Origin of the sequence: Streptomyces sp. NPDC048637 (assembly GCF_040650675.1) — a bacterium.
Taxonomy (GTDB): Bacteria; Actinomycetota; Actinomycetes; order Streptomycetales; family Streptomycetaceae; genus Streptomyces.
The window spans coordinates 24,270-46,782 of record NZ_JBEZHQ010000040.1; the positions used below are offsets into that span (position 1 = coordinate 24,270).

Consider the following 22,513-nt stretch of genomic DNA (forward strand, 5'->3'; position numbering starts at 1 on the left):
CCCCCTTGACGTATCCCTGACGGACTTCCAGCATGTCTCCTATAGCGCAACCAAGCGCACTATAGGCAACACGGCGACAGAGGTGGACCGTCCTCCACCACTGCCCCCGTTCTCAGCACAGCGCACCACTCCCACCCCTCACAGGCATCCGTGCCACCTCACGCGTGCTACCCGCAGGCCGCCGCCGCAGGCGCTGTTTTAGGAGTGAGACATGCCGCACGAAGCCCGCGCCGTCGTCGCCCTCAAGAAGGGCGCCCCCGTCGAGGTGCTGCCGATCCTCGTGCCCGATCCCGGTCCGGGCGAAGTGCTCGTGACCGTCCAGGCCTGCGGGGTGTGCCACACCGATCTGCACTATCGCGACGGCGCGATCGGCGAGGACTTTCCCTATCTGCTCGGCCATGAGGCGGCCGGGGTGATCGAGGACGTCGGCCCCGGGGTCACCGAACTGTCGCCCGGCGACTATGTGGTGCTCGCCTGGCGGGCGCCGTGCGGGCAGTGCCGCGCCTGCCGTCGTGCCCGCCCCTGGTACTGCTTCGCCTCCCGCAATGCCGCCCAGCCGATGACCCTGGGGGATGGCACGGAGCTGACCGCGGCCCTGGGCATCGGCGCCTTTGCCGAGAAGACCCTGGTCGCCGCCGGGCAGGCGGTGAAGGTCGACCCGTCGGCGCGCCCGGAGGCGGCGGGGCTGATCGGCTGTGGGGTAATGGCCGGGTACGGCGCGGCGGTGCACACCGGCGGAGTGGGCAGCGGGGACACCGTCGCCGTCATCGGCTGCGGCGGCGTCGGCAACGCCGCCATCGCGGGCGCCTCCCGGGCCGGGGCGCGGCGGGTCATCGCCGTGGACCTCGACGACGGCAAGCTGGACGCCGCCGAACGGTTCGGCGCCACCGACACCGTCAACTCCCGTGGTACGGACCCCGTCGAGGCGGTCCGGGCGCTCACCGGCGGGCACGGCGCCGATGTGGTGATCGACGCGGTGGGCCGTCCGGAGACCTACCGGCAGGCGTTCTACATGCGCGATCTGGCCGGCACGCTGGTCCAGGTCGGCGTCCCCGAACCGGACATGCGGATCGAACTGCCGCTCATCGACCTCTTCTCACGCGGCGGCGCGCTGAAGTCATCCTGGTACGGCGACTGTCTGCCCAGCCGCGACTTCCCGGTCCTGATCGATCTGTTCCTGAGCGGCAAGCTCGATCTGGAACGGTTCATCAGCGAAACCATCGCGCTCGACGACATCGAACCGGCCTTCGCCAAGATGCAGCGCGGGGAGGTCCTGCGGTCGGTGGTGGTGGTCTGACCGCCCGCAGGCCTCCCGCGCCGCCCGTCATCCGCCGGCCGGGTCCGCCCGCTCCTCAGGGGCCGGGTCCTCCGGACGGCGGTACATCCGCGTCGCCGTGATCTGGCCGTGCACCGCCTCGCCGGACGGGTCCTGCTGCGGCAGGCCCGGCCGCAGATGCTCCTCGACGCTGATGTACTTCAGCCCGGCCCGCAGATCCGCGTCATTGCGCAGCCGGATGACCAGCGGGAACTCGGCGAGCGCGGTGGTGTCGAACAGGCCGGTGGTGTAGAGCAGCTGGACGCCCAGCGCATCGGCGACGGCACGCTGCAGCTCCAGCAGATAGGTCGCGTTGGCGCGGCCGATGGGGTTGTCCAGGAACAGCGTGCCGGCGTGCCGCTGCTTGTCGCGGCCCCGGTCGTTGCTGCGCAGCGCGGCCATCGTGCAGTACAGCGCGATGGCGGCGGTCAGCAGCTGGCCACCGGAGAACACATCGCCCATCTGCCCGACCGGCACCCGCTCGGCGCGCAGCACCGCATCCGGCTTGAGGATCTCCACGGCCACCCCGCGCGGCTGCAGCGCCGCGCTGACGCCGCGCAGCAGCAGGGACATCCCGTCCCGCCGCAGATCGCTGTTCTTCTTGACGGCCGCGCGGGTCGCCTCGTCGATCACCTCGCCGAGCCGCTCGGTGAGCGTGGCCTGGTCGGGGTCCTCGAACCGGATCCGCAGGAACTCCTGCCCGGACCACTCCCCCAGCCCCTCGGGCAGCCGCGACAGCCGCTGGGCGGAGCGCAGCGTCGTCAGCGACGACTCGACCAGGCCGCGGAGCCGGTCGACGATGGAGTCGCGGTTGCGCTCCAGCTGCGCCAGCTCGTCGGTGAGCACCCGCAGCCGGGGGGCGAAGGCTTCCGCCCACTTGGCGGCATGGTCCGGGAGGGCCGCGGCGGGCAGCTCGCGGATCTGCTGGCGGGCGGGGGTACGGACCTGTTCGTAGCGGGTGGAGTTGGCGTGCCGTACGAGGATGTCGCTCGCCTCGCGCACCGCGGAATCCGCGGTGGACAGATCGGCGGCGCAGCCACGCAGCGAGCGGCGGGACTCGGCGGCGGCCTGCCGGGCGTCCTCCAGCCGGCCGGCGTACGGCTCGATCTGCCCGTCCGCCGCGTCCTCGGCGTCCTGGTGGTCACGGAGCAGATCGCGCAGCAGGGCGGCGGTCTCGTCGAAGCCGCCGGCTGCGTCCTCGGCGGCACGGTGGCCGCGCAGCAGCTCCTCGTGCCGGTCGCGGGCCGCCGTCAGCGCCTCGGTGGCGGTGGCCAGTTCGCCCGCCGCGGTGCGCAGCAGCTCCTTGGCGCGGTCGGCGTCCGCGGGCACCAGTTCCTCGGGCAGCTCGGTGTGCGCGTCGCCGTCCGTGGGGGCGAGCCGCTCGGCCTCACCGCGCAGCCGGCCGAGCTGCTCGCTGGCGGTCGAGGCGCGGGTCTCCAGCATCTGCACCAGCGATTCGGCGCGGGCCGCGGCGGCCTGCCGGGACGGGCCGTCGGCCGCGTCCGGACTCTCCAGGAGCGCCTCCGCGCGGGTACGGACCTTGTTGGTGAGGCGGTTCAACTCGGCCAGGGCGGCGCTCTCTTCCCCCTCGGCGCGGGCCTGTTCGGCGCGCAGATCGGCGCCGACACCGACCTTCTCGTAGAGCTGGGAGGCGGCGCGGTAGGCCTCGCGCAGCGCGGGCAGGGAGGCGCTCGGGGCCTCCGGAGCCTCGCCCGGATCGTCCGGTACACCGGCGATCTCGGCACGCTCGGCGCGCAGCGCACGGGCGGTGCGACGGGCGTCGTCGGCGGCGCGCTGGGCCGCCCTGCGGTCCTCGTCGGCGGCCCGCGCGCGGTCCACGCACTCCTCGGCGCGGGCCTCGAACTCGGCTCCCTCGTCGACGAGTTCACGCATCCGGGACTGCCAGGAGGCACGCTCGCGCAGCCGGTGGGCGAGCCCGGCCAGCAGATCGGCGGCACGGCGGGCGCGCTGGGCGGTCTCCTGGCGCTCGTCGCGCACCCGGGTGGCCTCGGCCGCGACCTCGTCGGTCTCGGCGCGGGCCGCGCGGGCCTCGGCCAGCTCCGCGGCGGCCTCCTCCGCGGCCGTCCGGGTCTCCTCCGCGGCGGCGGCCAGCTCACCGAGGCGGCCGGCCGGGCAGCCCGTACGCCACGAGCCGAGCCGGGCGGCCAGCGCCCGGTCCCCGGAGAGCCGGGCGGCCAGCGCCCGGATCTCCTCGTCCCGCTCTATGGCGCGCGCCCGCAGCGCCTGGCGCTCCTCGTCCGCGGCGGATTCGTCGTGCATCGCCGGGTTCGGCGGGACGAGGAAGACGCCGGTGTCCCGCTCTTCGGGGGCGGGTGTGGGCGCGAGCAGCGCGGCGGCGGTGCCGACCGCGACGGCCGAGCGCGGCAGCAGCGCGGCCTGGGCGAGCACCTCACGGGCCCGCGCGTGGGTGTCCGGATCCGTGATGATCACGCCGTCGACCAGCTCGGGGCGGGCGGCGAGCACCCGGGTGTGGTCGGCCGGGTCGACGGACTGGGCGAGATAGCGCCAGCCCGGCAGCGCGGGGACGCCGTGCTCGCCGAGATACTCCACGGCGGTCAGCACATCGGGCCCCGGCGGCAGCAGACCGCCGTCGCCCAGCGCGCCGAGGATCCGCGCATCGTCGGCGGCGGCCGTGCGCAGGTCGAACAGCTGGCGTTCGGCGGCGGTGACGCCCTCCTCCAGCAGCTCGTGCAGCCCGTCGGCGTTGCGGTCCAGCTCCTCGGCGGTCAGCGGGCCGGCGGTGGGACGGCGCGGGGCGCTCGGGTCCGGGCCGGACGTGGCCGCACGGGGGCCGGGCACGCCCAGGGACTTGGCCTCGGACTGCGGGAGTCCGAGGAGGTCGGCGAGCCGCTGTTCGGCACCGATGGACTCGGCGGCCCGGCGCTCGGCCTCGTATGCCCGCTCGGCGGCCTCGGCGGCGTCCTCGGCGCGGGCCGCCGTCAGCTCGGCGGCGGAGTGCCGGGCGGTGGCCTCACGGGCCCGGTCGGTGGCCTGCCGGGCGGCTTCGCGGGCCGAGTCCCAGGCCTCGACGGCGGTCTTCTCGGCGTCCGAGGCGGCGAGTGCGGCGCGGGCCGGGTCGGCGTCGGGGGCGCTGTCGTCCAGCCAGCCGGCCCGGACGGCCTCGGCGGTCTCCTCGGCGACCTCGGCGAGCCGCTGCTTGAGGTGCTCGGCCTCACTGCGGGCGCGCTGGGCGTGGGTGGCGGCGGTGGTGGCGTCGCGATGCGCCGATTCGCCGGCCTCCTGGAGGGCTGCGGAGCGTTCCTCCTCCTCGTTGGCGATCCGCTCACCGGCCTCGGCCGCGGCGTGCAGGGCGCGCACCAGGTCGGTGGCGGCGGTGGCACGGGCGGCGAGCGCGGGGGCGGCGTCCCGCTCGGCCTCGCGGATGGCGGCGGCGACCCGCGCGGAACGGTCCGCGGCGGCGCGGTGCCGCAGTGCGATCTCGGCGGCCTGCCAGGCGCTGTGCAGCGTACGGGCGTCATTGAGCTCCCGGCGCTGGGCGGCGGCGCCCTTCTCCGCGGCGGCCAGCGCCAGCGAGGCGTGCCGGTAGGCGAGTTCGGCGGAGACCAGGGAGCGGCGCTCGCGCACCCGCTCGGCGTCGGTGACGCGGTGCGCCGCGGCGGCGACCTGCTCGGCGAGCTCGGCGGCGCGGCCGCGCTCCTCGGTGCCCCGGGCGTGCAGCCGCTGGGCGAGGCCGCGGGTGCGGCGCTCGGCTCCGGCATGCACCTCGCGGGCGCGTTCGCGCTGCTCGGCGGCGTCGGCGATGCGCGAGAGCAGATCGAGGGAGCCGGCCGTGAAGTCCCGTTCGGCGGTGAGTTCGGCGCGCCGGCCGAGCTTGTGGGCGAAGCCGTGCACCAGATCGGCGAGGCCGTCGGTGTCGCGGGTGTCCGTGACGGCGCGCAGCAGCAGGTCGGTGAAGTCCGAGTCGTTCTTGACCGCGAACAGGCCGGCCGCCTCGCCCTCGTCGGCGTTCATCTCCCGCTGGTAGCGGAAGAGCTCCGGGTCCAGCCCCAGCTCGCCGAGGTGCTCGTTCCAGCGCTCGTGGATCTCTTCCCAGACGACATCCAGATTGGGGTAGTTCTTCCCGGCCTCGGTGAGGATGTCGCGGAAGCCCTTCATCGTCCGGCGGCGGCCCTGGGCGCCGGAGCTGCCCTCGCCGCTCTCCTGGCGGGGGCGGACGACGGTGGCCTCGGCGACGGGGAGGGAGTCCAGGCTCATGCCGGGGCCGGGCCGGAAGCTGTACCAGGCCTCGGCGAACTTCCGGGGGTCGTTGGAGACCTGCCGGCCGCGCCATTCACTCACCTTGCCGACGACCACGCTCTCGCCAGTCAGGACGTGCTGCCACTCCAGGGCGACGTGGCCGCAGTCGTCGGCGAGCAGGAACTTGCGCAGCACACCGGAGCTGGCGCCGCCGAGGGTGTTGCGGTGGCCGGGCAGCATCACCGAGAAGATCAGCTTCAGCAGGACGGACTTGCCGCCGCCGTTCTCCAGGAAGAGCACGCCCGCGGGGGCCGGGCGGCGCGGCGGGCCGACCGGTTCGTCCTCGAAGAAGTCCGCCTGGGCCGGGGCCGGTTGGGGTACGGGCGCACCGACTCCGCGCAGGTCCATGACGGTGTTGGCGTAGCGCGCACCGGCGGGCCCGATGGAGTAGAGGCGGACCCGGGACAGCTCGTACATGGCGGACTCTCGTTGTCGTGTTCGGTAGGCGGTCGGAGCGGCGGCGGGGGGCCACCGCGTCAGCGGTCGGACGGCCCCGTCAGCCGGAGTGGAAGGGCAGTCCGGCGCCGGCGACCAGGTCGAGGTCGTCGGTGTCCTCGCCCGGCAGCAGTGCGGCACTGCCGTCGGCGACGGGGACGATGCCCAGCTCCAGCAGTTCGGCCATGGCGGCGCTGCCGGCCATGTCGCGGACCTGGAGCTGATAGCGGGCGGTGGTGCGGTAGGCGCCGCCGGCGTCGTCACCGGTGCGCTGGAGGAATCCGGAGTCGACGAGGAAGGTGACGGCCTTGGCGATGATGCCGGTGGTGGAACCGGCCAGCCGGCGGGCGTCCTTGGTGGCGCCGGTCGCGCTGCGCCGCGCGTAGATGCGCCAGGCGGACTCCAGGCCGGGGGCGTTGGTGGCCGGGTCGGTGTTCTCGCCCTCCTGCTCGGCGCGCTCCTCCAGCCGGCGGCAGGCCTGCCGGACGAAGGCATCGACGCCATTGACCGTGATCCGGCCGATATAGCCGTCGTCGGCGAGGTCCTCGGGGCGCGGGAAGGCCAGCGCGGCGACGGCGAGATGGGCCAGGCCGTGCAGGAAGCGGTCGGCGGAGTCGGCGGAGGCACGCCGGGCGTAGTCGCCCATCCGTACGGCGAAGACGGAGTCCTCGTCGGCGGTGACGGCCATCCCGGCGCGGGTGGACACCTCCAGGACGACCAGGCCGAGGCCGGTAGCGACGGCGTCGGCGAGCCGGGCGAAGGCGGGGTCGTCCCGATAGCGGCGCAGGAGTTCGCCGTATTCGGCGTCGCGGGCGGGCAGCAGCTTGGGCTGGAGGCCGAAGGAGACCAGCCGTGCGGCGTCGGCGGCATCGGCGGGGGTGAGGGGTTGGGGGCTCCTCCCCTGCCCATGGGAGTCCCCCCGCTCGACTGATGTCGAGAGCGGGGAAGAAGCCGAGAGCCTGGCGAAGGGCCCCGCCGCGGCCGGCTCGGCGTCGGCGGTGGGCGCGCCCCAGCCCGGCTCACCGGTCCCGGACGCCAGGTCCGGCTGCGGCGTCTCGTCGTACTGGGTCACGGAACAAGCTCCTTGCAGGGGACGGTCTGGGACATCTCGGGCCGGCGCGACGGCGGACGGCCGCCCGGCGCGCCACAGCCCTGCCGGACCGGGCGCGCCCCGCCGTTCGCCGGCCGCTCACCCTGGGCACGGCGCATCAGGCCACCTCCGAGCGGTCCGCGGCCATTCCGGCGGAGTCCAGCAGTGCCGTGCCGACGATGAGGTCGGCGCCGCCGAACTCGGGGTCTATCAGCTCCGTGCCGTCGTCGACGGCGAACAGCAGCTGCTGTTCGCCCTGGCGGTAGGCCGTACCGACCGGCGGGCTGGCGGCGTGTACCGCCAGCAGGGCGACGAGGTAGGGGAGTTCGGGGTCGCTGCGGCGCGCCTCGGCGAGCAGGCCGGAGAGCCGGCGGGGCGCGTCGGCGGGCAGGTCGAGCAGCGCCATCGCGGCGTCGAGCTGGGCCTCGCTGAAGCGGCTGTCGTCCGGGGTGGCGACCAGGTCCGGCTCGGGCATCTCGGCGCCGAGGTGCTCCCGCTCCATGGGCGGGGTGAGCAGCATCTCGACGAGATCCCCGACGCGCACGGCCGACGGGGTGCGCAGCCCCGTGCCCTTGGCGAAGAAGGCGTCGGTGACGCGGATGGCCTGCTCGGCGGGGAGCGGCAGCAGGGGGGCGACCAACTGGCCGTACAGGTCGAGTCCGGAGCGGGCGACGGGGGTGGCGAAGGCCTGCCGGTCCTGCTCGGCGCGGAACAGCGGCCCGGCCTCCAGCAGCCGGGACTGGAGCTGGGTGTGGCGGCGGATGCAGTCCTTGACGATGTCGACGAGCTCGGCGGCCCGCCGCTTGTGCTCGGGCTCCTCGGTCTCGTCCCGGGCCTTGCGGATGTTCGTCAGGATGGCGTTCTCGTGGCGGTAGCGGTCCGCGACGTGGTCCAGCGCCTCGTTGATCATGTCCGGGACGGTCTCCAGCCAGTCCACGGCGCGGACGTTGCGGCGGGTGGCGTCCAGGGTCCTGCGCAGCGTCTCCGCATACTGCACGGTGCGGTAGCGGGCCTGCTCGGCGGCGAGCTGGGCGTCGGCCAGCCGGCCGCGGTTGATCAGCACCTCCAGCTTGACCTCGGCGGCGATCTGGGCGCTGGTGACGTCCGTGTCGAGCGCGCCGACCAGGACGTTGACCGCTTCGTCGGTGGCCCGCAGGAAGACGCTGCCGCCGGCGCCGGGGACCTCCTCGATGAGCTTGAAGTCGTAGTCGCGGCGGACGTACTGGCCTTCGGTGTCGAAGGTGCCGTAGACGGCCCGGAAGCCGCGGTCGACGCTGCCGACGTTGATCAGGTTCTCCAGCACCCAGCGGGCCACCCGCTCATGCTCGCCCGTAGGACGGCGGGTGGCCTGGGCGGCAACCCGGGGGAGCACCTTCGCCACTATTTCCTCGTGGTCGGCGCCGGTGTCGAAGTCCATGTTGAGGGTGACGAGGTCGATGACGGCGAGCGCCACCTCCGCCATGGCGTAGACGCCGTACTCGCCCGCGAGGTTGGCCTTGCGCACATCGAGGTCGTGCAGCGGCGCGGTGCATGCCAGGGCACGCAGCCGGCGGGCCAGGCCTTCGTCGGCGGCCGGGCCCGGCGCAGGCCGGTGAGGGCCGTTGAGCTGGGGCGCAGCGGCCCCCGGGGCGGGAAAAGTCACGTCGCACAGAGTAGGCGCTCGCACTGACAACGGACGAAACGGCGCGGATCCGCTCATGGGTGGAACCGCTGGTGGATCCGTTGACGGACCGCTCACGGACCGCTCACGGGCCGTTCACGGAACCGCTCACGGGCCGACGCGACAGTCTACGGCGTGGCGCGCGGTGGCCGGCCGCCAGGTCCCGTGGGCGCCGGTGCCGGTCTCAGTGGGTGGCCCCGCCGGCGACGCGGATGTCGGTGCGGGTGTGCGCGGCGGTGAGGGCGATCTCGCGCAGGGCCCGGGCTACGGCGTCGGCCGGGAGCGACGGCTCGGCGCGGTCGACGACCTGTTCCGGCGTGTAGGGGACGTGGACGAATCCGCCGCGTATACCGGGAAGTTCGGTGGCGATGAGGTGGGCGAGGCCGTAGAACACGTGGTTGCAGACGAAGGTGCCCGCGGTGTTGGAGACGGAGGCGGGCAGTCCGGCGGCGCGGACGGCCGCCACACATGCCTTGATCGGCAGGGTGGAGAAGTACGCGGCGGGGCCGCCGGGCACGATCGCCTCGTCGATGGGTTCGGCGCCCGTGGCATCGGGGATACGGGCGTCGTCGACGTTGACGGCGAGGCGTTCGACGGTGATGTCGGGCCGGCCGCCCGCCTGGCCGACGCACACCACTATCTCGGGGTGGGTCTCCTCGATCGCGGCGCGCAGCACCGCGACCGAGGCTCCATAGACGCAGGGCAGTTGGACGGCGGACGCCTCGATGCCGGCGGGCGGTTCGGCCGCGGCGGCGCGGACCGCCTGCCAGGAGGGGTTGATGGATTCACCGTCGAAGGGTGCAAATCCGGTCAGCAGTACCCGGGTCATACGGTCATCCTTGGTGCGACTGGTCGAGCGGGGACGGGGCGGGTGAGGGCCCGGGTGCCGCGCCGCGCCACGGCGGTGCGTGGCACGGCGGTGCGTGGCGCGGTGCGTAGTGGGAGCGGCGCGTAGTGGGAGCGGCGCGTAGTGGGAGCGGCCTCAGAAAGCGAACAGCGCCATGATCACGATGTTGCAGCCCAGCAGCACACCCGCGGTGGGCAGCTGGGCCTTGATGGGCCCGTACTGGTCCTTCAGTTCCAGCAGCGCCGCCGGGACGATGTTGAAGTTGGCGGCCATGGGGGTCACGAGGGTGCCGCAGAATCCGGCGAGCATGCCGATGGCCAGCACGGCGGGGGCGTTGCCGTCGAAGTGCCCGACCAGGACGGGCCAGCCGACGGCCGCGGTCATCACGGGGAAGGCGGCGAAGGCGTTGCCCATGATCATGGTGAAGGCGAACATGCCCACGCAGTAGACGACGATCGCAATGTAGAGCGAGTCCTCGGGCAGGACGGAGAGGGTCAGCTTGCCGACCTGGTCGCCGACGCCGGAGACCTGGAAGATGGCGCCCAGGGTGGCCAGCATCTGCGGCAGCAGCATGGCCCAGCCCATCGCCTCCAGCATGGAACGGCCGGACTGCACGGGCACGGAGATCCGCTTCTCACGGAGGATGACCATGCCGACGACGAGGGCGACGACGGCTCCGATGCCGAGGCCCAGGATGGTCTCGCTGCCCTCCTCAAGGACCGGCTCGCCCCCGAAGGACAGGTGCTTGACGCCGATGGCGCAGGCCATGGCGACGACCGGGATGGTGAGCGCCGGAACGAACAGCCGGTTGCCGAGCCTGGTGGCGCTCGCGGCGCGCTGCTCGGGGGTGGTGGTGCGCGGGGTGCCGCGTCCGGTGAAACCGAAACCGGCCAGACAGGCCATGACCAGCACCGCGACGCCCAGCGGCTCGGCGGGTGCCTGCTTGGTGACGACCCAGCTGCTATAGATGAAGCCGGCGCCGATCAGGCCCCAGAAGGTACCGGTACCGAAGCGCTTGGGGTTGCTGCGGTCGGCGAGCATTTGGGAGGCCATCACCAGGAAGCTGAGGCCCACCAGCCAGTAGAACCACTCTGCCTTGATCACTTGGCGGCCTCCACTGCGGCGGTGTCGTGGGCATGGGCGGTGAGCAGTTCGCGTTCCAACTGGCGGTCCAGGCGCAGCAGGCGCCACCCGTGGACCACGAAGGCGCACACGGCGGTGGGGATCGCCCACAGCGCGAGCTGCAGCGGTTCGAGGTGGGTGCCGTAGGTGGTGTTGACGAAGCCGGTGATCAGCAGGATCGAGCCGACGGCGAGGAAGACGTCCTCCCCGAAGAAGAGGCCGACGTTGTCCGCGCTGGCGGCGAACGACCGGACCTTCTCCCGTGTGCGGTCCGGGAGTCCGCCGTATTTGCGCTCGGCCGCGCCCTCGGCCATGGGGACGGCAAGCGGGCGGACGGTCTGGGCCGGGCCGAAGACCTGGGTCAGTCCCACCGCCGCGCCGATCTGCCGCAGCCCCAGGTAGAGCGCGAGGAAACGGCCCGTGGTGAGCTTGGCGAACCGGGCGATGAGGTTACGGGCCTGCTCCTGGAGGCCGTAGCGCTCCAGGAGGCCGATGACCGGGAGGGTGATCGCGAAGATCGTCACCGCCCGGCTGCCGGCGAAGCCTTCGCCGAACGCGGCGAGCACCTTGCCCGGTGACAGCCCGCCGAGGAGGCCGGTCGCGATGCCGGCCACCCCCACGACCAGCAAGGGATTGCGTTTCGTGGCGAAGCCGATCACGACCACGAGCACGCCGAGGAGCACGATCATGGATCCGCCTTCCGCGTACGGGGACCCCACAGGGCCCATGAGGAGATGAAGAGATTGCAGCGGAGGCTAGGCGATTGTTCAACGATCCGACAAGGGGTCTGCAACAACAGATCTGCGGCACTTCCCGGGACGGCCTTCGCAGCACCTCCCCCCGCCCCTCACCCCTCCGCGATGCGCTGCGCGTACGCCCCCGACAGCTGGTTGCGCGAGTCCTCCAGATAGGACAACAACAGCCGCTCGGCCTCGGCGGCATCGCCCGCCTGCAGCGCCTCGACAATCTGGCGGTTACGGGTCAGATAGGGCGCGTGAAAGCGCCGGGGGTCGGCCATGACATGGAAGACCAGCCGGAGTTCGGCGAGCACACCGCGCATCAGCTCGTCCGTGCGCGGACTCCCCGCCAGGGCCACGACGCCCTGGTGAAAGCGGATGTTGGCCGTCGAGAGCGCCTGCCACTCCCGGTCCGCCGAGGCGGCCTCGCCGGCCTGTACGGCGGCCTCGATCGCCGCGATGACCTCGGCCACGCCGGCGTCGTAGGGCCCCTGCCCCAGCCCCCGTACCGCCGCGCACTCCACGAGGGTGCGCACCCGGTAGATGTCCTCCAGGTCCTCGACCGTCACCACGCGGACGAACACCCCGCGGTTGAGTTCGTGCACCAGCAGCCGCTCATGGGTCAGCAGCCGGAACGCCTCCCGCAGCGTGTTGCGGGAGACGCCCAGCGCACCGCCGATGCTCTCTTCCGAGAGCCGGGCGCCGGGCGGGAAGTAGCCCTCGGTGATCCGGTCGCGCAGGATGTCGGCGACCCGCTCGGCCGTGCTGGAGCGGCCCAGCAGGGGACGGTCCCGCTCCAGGCCCGAGACCTCGGTGAGCCGCCCCTGATCGTTCTTCGCCACTCCGCCGGCCATTCCGCTCCCCGCTCTCGCGCCGTACCGGGCGGCGGGTTCGAGCCGTCCCGGTGTCGTTGAGCGAAAGTCAATCCCAGATGGGAGGACGAAACAACGCACCCGTGAACGGTTCGCAGACACCTCTTGTCGGATCGTTGAACGATCCTCTACGTTGTCCTCGGTGCCGGTCGGCTCAAGTGCCCTCGGGGGTAGTCACTACGGATACGGGCCGGCCGGAAGTCCCCGCCCGCCCTGCCCGCACACGGGCCCCGTACGCCGCGCAGTGCGCAGCGCGTCGGCCCCGAGCACCCCTGGAACGGACACACATGAGCGAGCGCAGCGAGCAAATCAGCGGAAGGTGCGCGCCTCGCGAATGCGGGGCCGAGCGGAGCGAGGTTTCGGCATGAGCGAGCGCAGCATGGGGACCCCTCCCGTCATCGACCTCAATGCCGACCTCGGGGAAGGCTTCGGCCGCTGGCAGCTCACCGACGACGAGGCCCTGCTCTCCGTCGTCACCAGCGCCAATGTCGCCTGTGGCTTCCACGCCGGCGACCCGGCCACGATGCGCCGGGTGTGCGAACTGGCCGCCGAGCGCGGTGTGGTCATCGGCGCCCAGGTCTCCTACCGCGATCTGGCCGGCTTCGGCCGCCGCGCGATGGACGTACCGCCGGACGAGCTGGCCGCCGAGATCGCCTACCAGATCGGTGCTCTGGAGGTCTTCGCGCGCGCCGCCGGTGCGCACGTCGGCTATGTCAAACCCCATGGCGCGCTCTATAACCGGTGTGTCCACGACGAGGAGCAGGCCCGCGCCGTCATCGACGGCATCCGCACCGCGGGCGGCGGGCTGCCGGTCCTCGGACTGCCCGGCTCCCGGCTGCACGAGGCCGCCCGGGAGGCCCGGCTGCCCGTGGTCGGCGAGGCGTTCGCCGACCGGGCCTACACCCCTGAGGGCACCCTGGTACCGCGCCGTGAACCGGGCGCGGTGATCCACGACCCCGACGAGGTCGTCAAGCGCGCCCTCGGCATGGCCCGCGACCACGCCGTCACCGCCCGCGACGGCCGGCGCGTGGGCATCACGGCCCGTTCGCTGTGTCTGCACGGCGACACCCCCGGAGCCGCGGACCTCGCCCGGCGGGTCCGGTCCGAGCTGACCGCGGCCGGCGTCCACGTACGGAGCTTCGTATGAGGCCGCTGCCGGTCGGTGAACACGGGCTGCTCATCGAGCTGGACAGTGCCGAGGAGGTCGAGGCACTGCACGCCGAACTGCTGCGCCGGGCCGCCGACGGAGCCCTGCCGCCACTGCGCGAGATCGTGCCGGCCGCCCGTACGGTGCTCCTCGACGGCCTCGCCGACCCCCGTGGGCTCATCGCCGAACTCGCCGCCTGGGACATTCCGCCGCTCACCGCCGGCGACCGGCCCTGCGTGGAGATCCCGGTCCGCTACGACGGCCCCGATCTCGCCGAAGTCGCCGCGCTGTGGGGCGTCGCCCCCGACGAGGTGGTGCGGCTGCACTCGGCCACGGAATTCCATGTCGCCTTCTGCGGCTTCGCGCCCGGCTTCAGCTATCTGACCGGTCTGCCCGAGCCACTGCACGTACCGCGCCGGGACACGCCCCGCACCAAGGTCCCGGTCGGCTCGGTCGCCCTCGCCGGCCCGTACACCGGTGTCTATCCGCGCTCCTCCCCCGGCGGCTGGCAGCTGATCGGCACCACCGGCACCGTGCTGTGGGACCCGCGCCGTGAACCGGCGGCGCTGCTCGCACCCGGCACCCGCGTCCGCTTCGTCCCGCAGGAGACCGCCTGATGACCGACCGCGCCTTCTCGGTCGTCCGGGCCGGTGCGCTCACCACCGTCCAGGACCTCGGCAGGCCCGGCCACGCCCACCTGGGTGTGCCGCGGGCCGGCGCCCTCGACGCACCCGCGCACCGGCTCGCCAACCGCCTGGTGGGCAACCCCGGGTCCGCCGCCACTCTGGAGACGACGCTCACGGGCTGCGCCCTGCGGGTGCGTACGGCCACCACCGTCGCCGTCACGGGCGCTCCCTGCCCGGTGACCATCGACGGCCGCCCGGCCCCCTGGGGCGCCCCGGTCCGGGTGCCGGCGGGCGCCGTCCTGGACGCGGGACCCGCCACCCACGGTCTGCGCTCGTATCTCGCCTTCGCCGGCGGTGTCGACGCCGAACCGGTCCTCGGCAGCCGCGCCACCGATCTGCTCTCCGGCCTGGGCCCGGACCCGCTCACCGACGGCGCGGTCCTCCCGCTGGGCGACCCGCACGGCCCCCCGGCCGGCACCGATACCGTCCCGCACCGCGGCCCGGTGCCGGAACTCCTCCTTCCGTTCCTGCCCGGCCCACGCGACACCTGGTTCACCGACGCCGGTCTGCACACCCTCACCACCGGTCGCTTCCGGGTCTCCCCCGCCAGCAACCGCATCGGCTTGCGCACCGAAGGACCGCCCCTGGAGCGCGCCCGTACCGGCGAACTCCCCAGCGAGGGCATGCCCCTGGGCGCCCTCCAGGTCCCGCCCGACGGCCTGCCGGTCCTCTTCCTGCACGACCACCCCACGACCGGCGGCTACCCGGTCATCGGTGTCGTCCCCGAGCGTTGTCTGGCCACCGTGGCACAGGCGGTACCGGGGACACCGGTCCGCTTTCTCCGCATGCGCTGAGCGCCGCGCGGGGCGTGCCGAGCAGTGCCGTCATGTGTCTGCGGTCGCGTTGTGGCCGGTCGCGCCGAGGCCAGCTGCTCCGTGGCCGGTCGCGCCGTGGCCGGTCGCGCCGTTCCCCGCGCCCCGTTGGGGCACGGCCGAACCGCACGGGACCTCGGCGAGGCCGCCCGGGGAATCACCCCGGCCCGTCCGGCACCCCGTATCCACCGCCGCCCGGTGTGCGCAGCACCAGCACATCGTCCACGCCGACGTCCGCCGCGTCACAGCCCGCCAGGGCCTCGTGCGCACCGTCCGCCCGCTCGATGGAGTTGGCGCCCAGTGCGCCCGGGGCGCCGCCCGCCATGCCGTACGGCGCGACCCGGCGGTGGTTGGTCAGCAGGGCGATGGTCATCGGCTCCAGGAAGCGCAGCCGCCGCTCGACCCCGCAGCCGCCGTGCCAGCGGCCCGTACCGCCGCTGCCGGAGCGGATGGCGAAGCTGTCGACGCGGACGGGGTAGCGCCACTCCAGCACTTCGGGGTCCGTCAGCCGGGAGTTGGTCATATGGGTCTGCACGGCATCCGCGCCGTCGAAGCCGTCGCCGGCGCCCGAACCGCTGGCGACGGTCTCGTAATACTGCACCCGGTCATTGCCGAAGGTGAGGTTGTTCATGGTGCCCGAGCCCTCGGCCTGGACACCGAGCGCGGCGTAAAGCGCACCGGTGACCGCCTGGGAGGTCTCCACATTGCCCGCGACGGTGGCCGCCGGAAAGACGGGGGCGAGCATCGAGCCCTCCGGGATGCGGACCTGTACGGGCTTGAGGCAGCCGCTGTTGAGCGGGATGTCGTCGGCGACCAGGGTGCGGAAGACGTACAGGACGGCCGCCATCACCACCGAGCTGGGCGCGTTCGCGTTGCCGGGCTGCTGGGGTGAGGTGCCGGCGAAGTCCAGTACGGCGCTGCGGGCGGCACGGTCGACGGTCAGCGCGACATGGATCTCGGCCCCGCTGTCGGTTTCGTAGCGGTAGCTGCCGTCCGACAGCCGGGCGATGATCCGCCGGACCGATTCCTCGGCGTTGTCCTGGACGTGCCCCATATAGGCCTGTACGACGTCCAGGCCGAACTGCTCGGTCATCCGCCGGAGTTCCTGGATGCCCTTCTCGTTGGCGGCGATCTGGGCCCGCAGATCGGCGAGGTTGGCGTCCGGTGCGCGGGAGGGGTACGGGCCGGCGGCGAGCAGTTCGCGGGTCGCGTCCTCGCGCAGCTCGCCGTCGCGCACCAGCAGCCAGTTGTCGAAGAGGATGCCCTCCTCCTGGATGGTGGTGCTGAAGGCGGGCATCGAGCCCGGGGTGATACCGCCGATCTCGGCGTGGTGGCCGCGGGAGGCCACCAGGAACAGCAGCGTGTCCCCGTCGGCATCGAAGACGGGGGTGACGACCGTGACGTCGGGGAGATGGGTGCCCCCGTGGTACGGATCGTTGATCGCATACACATCGCCGGGCCGCATCGCGTCGCCGCGGCGCCTGAGCACCTCCTTGATGGACTCCCCCATCGAGCCCAGATGGACGGGAATGTGCGGGGCGTTGGCGATCAGATTGCCGTCGGCGTCGAAGAGCGCACAGGAGAAGTCGAGGCGTTCCTTGATGTTGACGGAGTGTGCGGTGTTCTCCAGGCGGACGCCCATCTGCTCGGCGATGGCCATGAAGAGGCTGTTGAAGACCTCCAGCATCACCGGGTCGGCCGCCGTGCCGACCGCGACCCGGCCGGTGCGCGACCGGGTCCGGGTCAGCATGAGGTGTCCGCGGTCGCCCATGGCCGCCTGCCAGTCGGGGTCGAGGACCGTGGTCGCGTCCTCCTCGGCGATGACGGCCGGGCCGGTGAGGGTGTCACCGGGACGCAGGTCGGTGCGCCGGTAGAGACCGGTGTCCTGCCAGCGGCCTCCGGTGTACATCCGGATCGTCGCGGCAGGCGCCAACTCCCCTTCCCTGGCGCCGGGTTGGGTCTCGTGGCCCCCGGCACCACCGGGCGTGCCCAGCGCCTCGACCGACACCACCTCGGCCACCAGCGGTTTGTCCATGGTGAAGGCGTAGCGCTCGCGGTGCGCCCGGACGAATTCCGCGGCCATGGTGTCGGCGTCGGCCAGCGGGACGCCGATGGTGGAGTCGGTCCCCGCGTAGCGGATCAGCACCCGGGCGCGGGTGGTGACCGAGGCGTCCGGTACTCCGTCGTCGAGGAGTTCGCGCCGGGTCTGTGTGGCGAGGGTGTCGCAGACCTCCTGGACCCGGCCGAGGGCCGCGGGGTCAGTGAACTCCGCCTCGACGGCCTGCTCGCGCATCGCGGTGGCGTCGGCGACCCCGATGCCGTACGCGGAGAGCACCCCGGCCAGCGGCGGGACGAGCACCGTGTCGATGCCCAGCGCATCGGCGACCGCGCAGGCGTGCTGACCGCCGGCGCCGCCGAAGCTGGTGAGGGCGTAGCGGGTGATGTCGTGGCCGCGCTGGACGGAGATCTTCTTGACGGCGTTGGCCATGTTGAGCACCGCGATGTCGAGGAAGCCGGCCGCGACCTCCTCGGGGCCGCGGTCGTCCCCGGCCTCCGCGGCGGCCCGCGCGGCCAGTTCCGCGAAGCGGGTGCGGACCACCTCGGCGTCCAGCGGCTGGTCACCGTCCGGCCCGAACACCGCCGGGAAGTGCGCGGGCTGGACGCGGCCGAGCATCACATTCGCGTCGGTGACGGTGAGCGGGCCGCCGCGCCGGTAGCAGGCCGGTCCCGGGTCCGCGCCGGCCGAGTCGGGGCCGACCCGGTAGCGGCGGCCGTCGAAGTGGAGTACGGAGCCGCCCCCGGCCGCGACGGTGTGGATGTTCATCATCGGGGCGCGCATCCGTACGCCCGCGACCTCGTTGCCGAAGACCCGCTCGAACTCGCCGGCGTAGTGCGACACATCGGTGGAGGTGCCACCCATGTCGAAGCCGATCACCCGGTCATGGCCGCCGCCGGCCTCGGCCGCCGTACGGACCATGCCGACCACGCCGCCCGCCGGCCCGGACAGCACCGCGTCCTTGCCGCGGAAGTGCGCGGCCTGCCGCAGCCCGCCGTTGGACTGCATGAACATCAGCCGGATACCGGGGAGCTGGGCGGCGATCTCGTCGACGTAGCGGCCCAGGATCGGCGAGAGATAAGCGTCGACGACGGTGGTGTCGCCGCGCGGCACCAGCTTCATCAGCGGACTGACCTCGTGCGAACAGCTGACCTGGGCGAAGCCGGCGCGCCGGGCCAGTTCGGCGACGGCCTGCTCGTGCTCGACGTGGCGGTAGCCGTGCAGCAGGACGACGGCGGCGCTGCGCAGACCGTCCGCACGGGCCCGGATCAGGGCCCGGCGGACCGCGTCCGCGTCCAGCGGCCGGACGGGCTCGCCCTGTGCGCCGATCCGCTCCGGTACCTCGATCACCCGGTCGTAGAGCGCCTCGGGCAGCACGATCCGCCGGTCGAAGATCCGCGGCCGGTTCTGGTAGGCGATCCGCAGCGCGTCCCGGAAGCCTTCGGTGATCAGCAGCACCGTCGGTTCCCCCTTGCGCTCCAACAGGGCGTTGGTGGCGACGGTGGTGCCCATCTTGACGACGGACACCTGCTCGGCGGGCACCGGTTCATCCGGGCCGAGCCGCAGCATCATCCGGATGCCGGCGACCGCGGCGTCCCGGTAGCGCTCCGGATGGCGCGAGAGCAGCTTGGTGGTGACCAGCCGCCCGTCCGGCCGCCTGCCGACGACGTCCGTGAACGTGCCACCCCGGTCGATCCAGAACTCCCAGCGTCCGGTCATCCCGCCATTGTCGCAGCGCCCTTCGTCATCGCAGGGTCTTTGCCGGCCCCCGCGCCGTCCGTCCGGCCCAGCGCGGCGAGCGCCGAGCTGGTGGCACGGTCGGCCGCGGCGTCCAGCAGCCGCCCGGACCCCGCCAGTCCGTGCCGGCACTCCTGGAGCGCCAGTCCGAGCAGACCGGGCAGCAGATCCGTACACCGGTCGGCGACCCAGCGGGTCCCCCGGGTCGCCATCCACAGCGCGGAGCCGGCACGGGTCGGCGCCGGCCCGTCGAGGGTGAGCGCGGGCGGCGGTCCGACGGGCAGGCCGGTGGCGGCGAGCGCCGTGTGGAAGCCGCGGGCCAGCAGCCGGTGACCGCGCTCGCTGGGGTGCAGCCGGTCCACGCTCCAGGAGGCCCGGTCGGCGACCCAGGGGTGGTCGGCGAGGTGCAGATGCACGCCCTGGTAGCGGGTGGACACCGCATGGACGACGGTGTTCACGGCACGCATCCGGCGCCCCAGCGGACGGGCCAGCGGCGCGGGCAGCCCCAGCATCCGGCCCGGATCGGGCAGACATGCCGTCAGCACCACGGCCCCGTCGGCGCTCAGCGCGCCGTGCGCCCGGTCCAGCGCGGCCGCGACCCGCTCGATGGCGAAGGCGGCGCGCAGGGTGTCGTTCGCCCCGACGAGCAGCGACGCGAAGCGCGGCCCGAGCGCCCGCGCCGCGGCCAGCTGCCGTTCAGCGACATCGGCGGCGAGTGCCCCGCTCTGCGCCAGATTCACCAGCGGGACGCTCCCGGACCGTGCGACCAGCGCCTCGGCCAGCAGGGCGGCCCAGCCGCGCCAGCCGCCGCCCGGTACCGGGTCACCGAGCCCCTCGGTCAGGGAATCGCCGAGTGCGACAAAGCAGCCCGGGGCCGGCGAACGCCCGCCGCCCGACGCCTGCGCCGGTATCACCACACCCTTGGAGCCCACCGTCACCACCCGCCCAACGGGCCCGCCGGATGCGCCGCGGCCACGGCGGCGACCGGCCTGCCGACCGGTGCGGGCGCGTCGTGCGCCGCCAGGAAGGCATCGATGGCGGGCTGCCAGCCGTAGCCCTCGGCCCGCCGGCGGGCGGCCGCGCGCCGGGCGGGCTCCGGCCGGGCCAGGACCCGCTGAACCGCATCGGCGAAGGACGGCCCGTCGTCGAGCGCCGTGTCCCCGCCGCTGCCGACCAGGCCCGCCAGCGCCGACGCCGCACTGGCGACCACCGGTGTGCCACAGGCGAGTGCCTCCAGGGCGGCCAGCCCGAAGGTCTCGGCCGGGCCGGGCGCCAGCGCGAGATCGGCGCCGGCCTGCACCGCGGCGAGCCGGGAGCGGTCGGCGAGATGGCCGAGGAACGCCACGGGCAGCCGCTCGGCCCGTACCCGGGCCTCCAGTCGCGCCCGGAGCGGCCCGTCACCGGCCACCACCAGCGCCGCGTCGACCCCGCGCCGCCGCAGCTCGGCGAGCGCGTCCAGGGCCCGGCCCGGCCGCTTCTCCTGCGACAGCCGGGAGCAGAGCAGCAGCAGGAACTCCGCGCGGCCCGCGCAGTGCCGCCGCAGCTCGGCGCTGCGGCAGTCCGGGTGCCAGGCGGCGAGGTCGACACCGAGCGGTGCGCGCACCACATTGCGCACACCGGCCCGGACGAACTCCGCCGCCGCCCACTCGGTGGTGCACACGACCCGGCTGTAGGCGTGCGCCGTACGGCGGTTGAGCCGGTCCGCGGCGGCGCGGGCGAGCGGCTGCGGCACGCCCCAGGTGCGCAGTACCCCGTCCACGCTCTCGTGGGAGACCATCACCGCGGGCACCCGGGCCCGGCGCGCCCACTCCCCCGTCCAGCGCAGCGTCGTACGGTCGGAGACCTCCAGCCGGTCCGGGGCCAGCGTGTCCAGCAGCCGCGCCAGCCGACGGCGGTCGGTCAGCATGCGGTAGCCGCCGCTGCCCGGCAGCTCGGGCCCCGGCACGGTGATCACCCGCCCCTGCCCGGTGAGTTCGTCGCGGATGCCGGCCGTCCCGTCCGCCCCCGGCGGGCCGGGGACGATGAGCACCGGCTCATGCCCGGCGGCCCGGTAGCCCGCACCGAGCTCGCGCAGCGCGGTGCGCAGCCCGCCGGAGGCCGGGGTGACGAAGTTGGCGATCCGGACGATCCGCAGACCCGCCCCGGTGCCGCGTCGCGCGCTCATGCCGCCACCGCCGTCCGGTCGCTGAGCACGGCCTCGTAGTGCCCCAGGAGCTGGTCGCCGACCGCCTCCCAGGTGCGGTCCGCGACGGTGCGGCGGGCCGCGGCGCCGTACCGGGCGCGCAGCTCGGCGTTCCCCGCGAGCAGCTGCACCGCGTCCCGGAACGCGCCGCCGTCACCGGGCGGCACCAGCAGCCCCGTACGGCCGTGGTCCACCAGGTCCAGCGGACCGCCCGCCCGTGGCGCCACCACCGGCACCCCGGAGGCCATCGCCTCCTGCACGGTCTGGCAGAACGTCTCATTAGGCCCGGTGTGCACGAAGATGTCCAACGACGCGTAGAGGCGTGCGAGTTCGTCTCCGGTGCGGCGGCCGAGGAAGCGGACCTCCGGCAGCGCGGTGCGCAGCCCGGCGGCGCTGGGGCCCTCGCCGATGACAACGGTACGTACGCCCGGCAGCCGCGAGGTCTCCGCCAGCAGCCGGACGTCCTTCTCCGGCGCGAGCCGCCCCACGTACCCCACCAGCAGCTCCCGCCCCGCGGTCAGCGAGCTGCGCAGCACCGCATCACGCCGCCCCGGGTGGAACCGCTCGGAGTCGACACCGCGCGGCCAGAGGTGGACCCGCGGCACCCCGTGCTCGGTCAGATCCAGCAGCGCCGCACTGGACGGCGCCAGGGTGCGGTCGGCGGCGGCATGCACCGCCCGGATACGCCGCCAGGCCGTGGCCGCGCCCCCGCCGAGGTAAGTACGGGCGTAGCGGCCCAGGTCGGTCTGGTAGACGGCGATCGCGGGCACCTGCCGACGGGCAGCGGCCGCCATTCCGCGGGCCCCGAGGACGAAGGGGCTGGCGAGGTGCACCAGGTCGGGGCGGTGCCCGTCGAGCGCCGCGGACAGCCGGCGCCCGGGGAGCGCGATCCGCACCTGCGGATAGCCGGGCAGCGGCATGGAGGGCACCCGGACGACGGGGCAGGGACTCTCGTCCGTACCGGCATCCGCCGAAGCACCCCCGAGCGGTGCGATGACCAGCGGATCGTGACCGCGCCGGACGAGATGCCGGGCGGTTTGCAGGGCGCAGTGGGAGACGCCATTGACATCGGGCGGGAAGGATTCGGTGACGAGGACGACACGCATACCGCTGTTCTCGGCGCACCGTGCGTGGAGGGAACCAAAGGGATCTTTCCTACTGGAAAACGTTCCGCTGCGCTTTGCCTTTGCCCCCACGTATTCGGCTTTCCCGCCGTGGTGGTTGCTCGCCGTTTCGCCTGGCGGCGGGCGGGTCCGCTGCGCGGGGCGTGGGCTCGGGGGATGCTTGCAAGGTTCCCCGCCGTTGCGCCTGCGGCGGGCGGGTGGGTGTCGGGTGCGGTGACGGACCTCCGGGGCAGGGTGTCCGGACTGCTTCGCTTTACGTCCGGACACCCTGCCCCTCCGGCCCGTCCCCTCCCGTGGGAGGAGTGAGTACAGGTGAGTGGGGGCGGGCGTCCGTAGGACGCATCACTCCTGCCTCAAGAGGAGCACCGGACCACCGGCATGCACCCCCACCGGCCCTTTTCCCACCCCCAACG

At 73.8% G+C, this 22,513-nt stretch carries 15 protein-coding genes; 4 read left to right on the forward strand and 11 right to left on the reverse strand.

What is annotated here, in order from left to right; translation table 11 throughout:
• Positions 1 to 211 precede the first annotated feature (211 nt).
• On the forward strand, positions 212 to 1,297 hold the full coding sequence (locus AB0C46_RS33515; RefSeq protein ID WP_362832479.1) for an S-(hydroxymethyl)mycothiol dehydrogenase: 1,086 nt from the start codon (positions 212 to 214) through the stop codon (positions 1,295 to 1,297).
• 27 nt (positions 1,298 to 1,324) lie between these two features.
• On the opposite strand, the gene AB0C46_RS33520 is transcribed toward AB0C46_RS33515, so the two are convergent.
• The 7 genes from AB0C46_RS33520 to AB0C46_RS33550 all read right to left on the reverse strand — a co-directional run bounded on the left by AB0C46_RS33520 (position 1,325) and on the right by AB0C46_RS33550 (position 12,338).
• Positions 1,325 to 6,010: a hypothetical protein gene (locus tag AB0C46_RS33520; protein ID WP_362832480.1), complete on the reverse strand. Its 4,686-nt coding sequence runs from the start codon at positions 6,008 to 6,010 to the stop codon at positions 1,325 to 1,327.
• Between the two features lie 79 nt (positions 6,011 to 6,089).
• A complete protein-coding gene (locus tag AB0C46_RS33525) occupies positions 6,090 to 7,100 on the reverse strand; it encodes a hypothetical protein (RefSeq protein WP_362832481.1) in 1,011 nt (336 codons plus the stop codon).
• A gap of 136 nt (positions 7,101 to 7,236) precedes the next feature.
• Complete coding sequence (locus tag AB0C46_RS33530) at positions 7,237 to 8,760, reverse strand: hypothetical protein (RefSeq protein WP_362832483.1); 1,524 nt, start codon at positions 8,758 to 8,760, stop codon at positions 7,237 to 7,239.
• Positions 8,761 to 8,962: 202 nt separating this feature from the next.
• Positions 8,963 to 9,607 carry a pyroglutamyl-peptidase I gene (gene pcp, locus AB0C46_RS33535; protein WP_362832484.1) on the reverse strand — a complete coding sequence of 215 codons (645 nt, stop codon included), beginning with the start codon at positions 9,605 to 9,607 and terminating at the stop codon, positions 8,963 to 8,965.
• Positions 9,608 to 9,760: 153 nt separating this feature from the next.
• Entirely contained in the window at positions 9,761 to 10,729 is a 969-nt protein-coding gene (locus AB0C46_RS33540; protein ID WP_362832485.1) for a DUF979 domain-containing protein, read from the reverse strand.
• Positions 10,726 to 11,436, reverse strand: coding sequence for a DUF969 domain-containing protein (locus AB0C46_RS33545; RefSeq protein ID WP_362832487.1), 711 nt, complete (start codon positions 11,434 to 11,436; stop codon positions 10,726 to 10,728). Before AB0C46_RS33545 ends, AB0C46_RS33540 begins: the two co-directional genes overlap by 4 nt.
• Before the next feature lie 158 nt (positions 11,437 to 11,594).
• On the reverse strand, positions 11,595 to 12,338 hold the full coding sequence (locus AB0C46_RS33550) for a GntR family transcriptional regulator (RefSeq protein WP_362832488.1): 744 nt from the start codon (positions 12,336 to 12,338) through the stop codon (positions 11,595 to 11,597).
• A gap of 382 nt (positions 12,339 to 12,720) precedes the next feature.
• Between AB0C46_RS33550 and AB0C46_RS33555 the strand changes: the two genes are divergently transcribed.
• From AB0C46_RS33555 to AB0C46_RS33565, 3 genes are read left to right on the forward strand one after another with little or no spacing between them, the layout of a single operon-like run.
• Positions 12,721 to 13,503 (forward strand): 5-oxoprolinase subunit PxpA, encoded by a 783-nt coding sequence (locus AB0C46_RS33555; protein ID WP_362832489.1) that lies wholly within the window; start codon positions 12,721 to 12,723, stop codon positions 13,501 to 13,503.
• Complete coding sequence (gene pxpB / locus AB0C46_RS33560) at positions 13,500 to 14,120, forward strand: 5-oxoprolinase subunit PxpB (RefSeq protein ID WP_362832491.1); 621 nt, start codon at positions 13,500 to 13,502, stop codon at positions 14,118 to 14,120. The genes AB0C46_RS33555 and pxpB overlap by 4 nt, the downstream gene beginning before the upstream one ends.
• Positions 14,120 to 14,983 carry a biotin-dependent carboxyltransferase family protein gene (locus AB0C46_RS33565; RefSeq protein WP_362832493.1) on the forward strand — a complete coding sequence of 288 codons (864 nt, stop codon included), beginning with the start codon at positions 14,120 to 14,122 and terminating at the stop codon, positions 14,981 to 14,983. Before pxpB ends, AB0C46_RS33565 begins: the two co-directional genes overlap by 1 nt.
• 175 nt (positions 14,984 to 15,158) lie before the next feature.
• Here the strand turns inward: AB0C46_RS33565 and AB0C46_RS33570 are convergent, their stop codons facing one another.
• The 4 genes from AB0C46_RS33570 to AB0C46_RS33585 are packed head-to-tail and all read right to left on the reverse strand — an operon-like array spanning position 15,159 to position 22,082.
• Positions 15,159 to 18,776, reverse strand: coding sequence for a hydantoinase B/oxoprolinase family protein (locus AB0C46_RS33570; protein ID WP_362832494.1), 3,618 nt, complete (start codon positions 18,774 to 18,776; stop codon positions 15,159 to 15,161).
• On the reverse strand, positions 18,773 to 19,705 hold the full coding sequence (locus AB0C46_RS33575; RefSeq protein ID WP_362832531.1) for an SGNH/GDSL hydrolase family protein: 933 nt from the start codon (positions 19,703 to 19,705) through the stop codon (positions 18,773 to 18,775). The genes AB0C46_RS33570 and AB0C46_RS33575 overlap by 4 nt, the downstream gene beginning before the upstream one ends.
• A gap of 23 nt (positions 19,706 to 19,728) precedes the next feature.
• A complete protein-coding gene (locus AB0C46_RS33580; protein WP_362832495.1) occupies positions 19,729 to 20,958 on the reverse strand; it encodes a glycosyltransferase in 1,230 nt (409 codons plus the stop codon).
• Positions 20,955 to 22,082 carry a glycosyltransferase family 1 protein gene (locus AB0C46_RS33585; RefSeq protein ID WP_362832496.1) on the reverse strand — a complete coding sequence of 376 codons (1,128 nt, stop codon included), beginning with the start codon at positions 22,080 to 22,082 and terminating at the stop codon, positions 20,955 to 20,957. The genes AB0C46_RS33580 and AB0C46_RS33585 overlap by 4 nt, the downstream gene beginning before the upstream one ends.
• Positions 22,083 to 22,513: the final 431 nt, after the last annotated feature.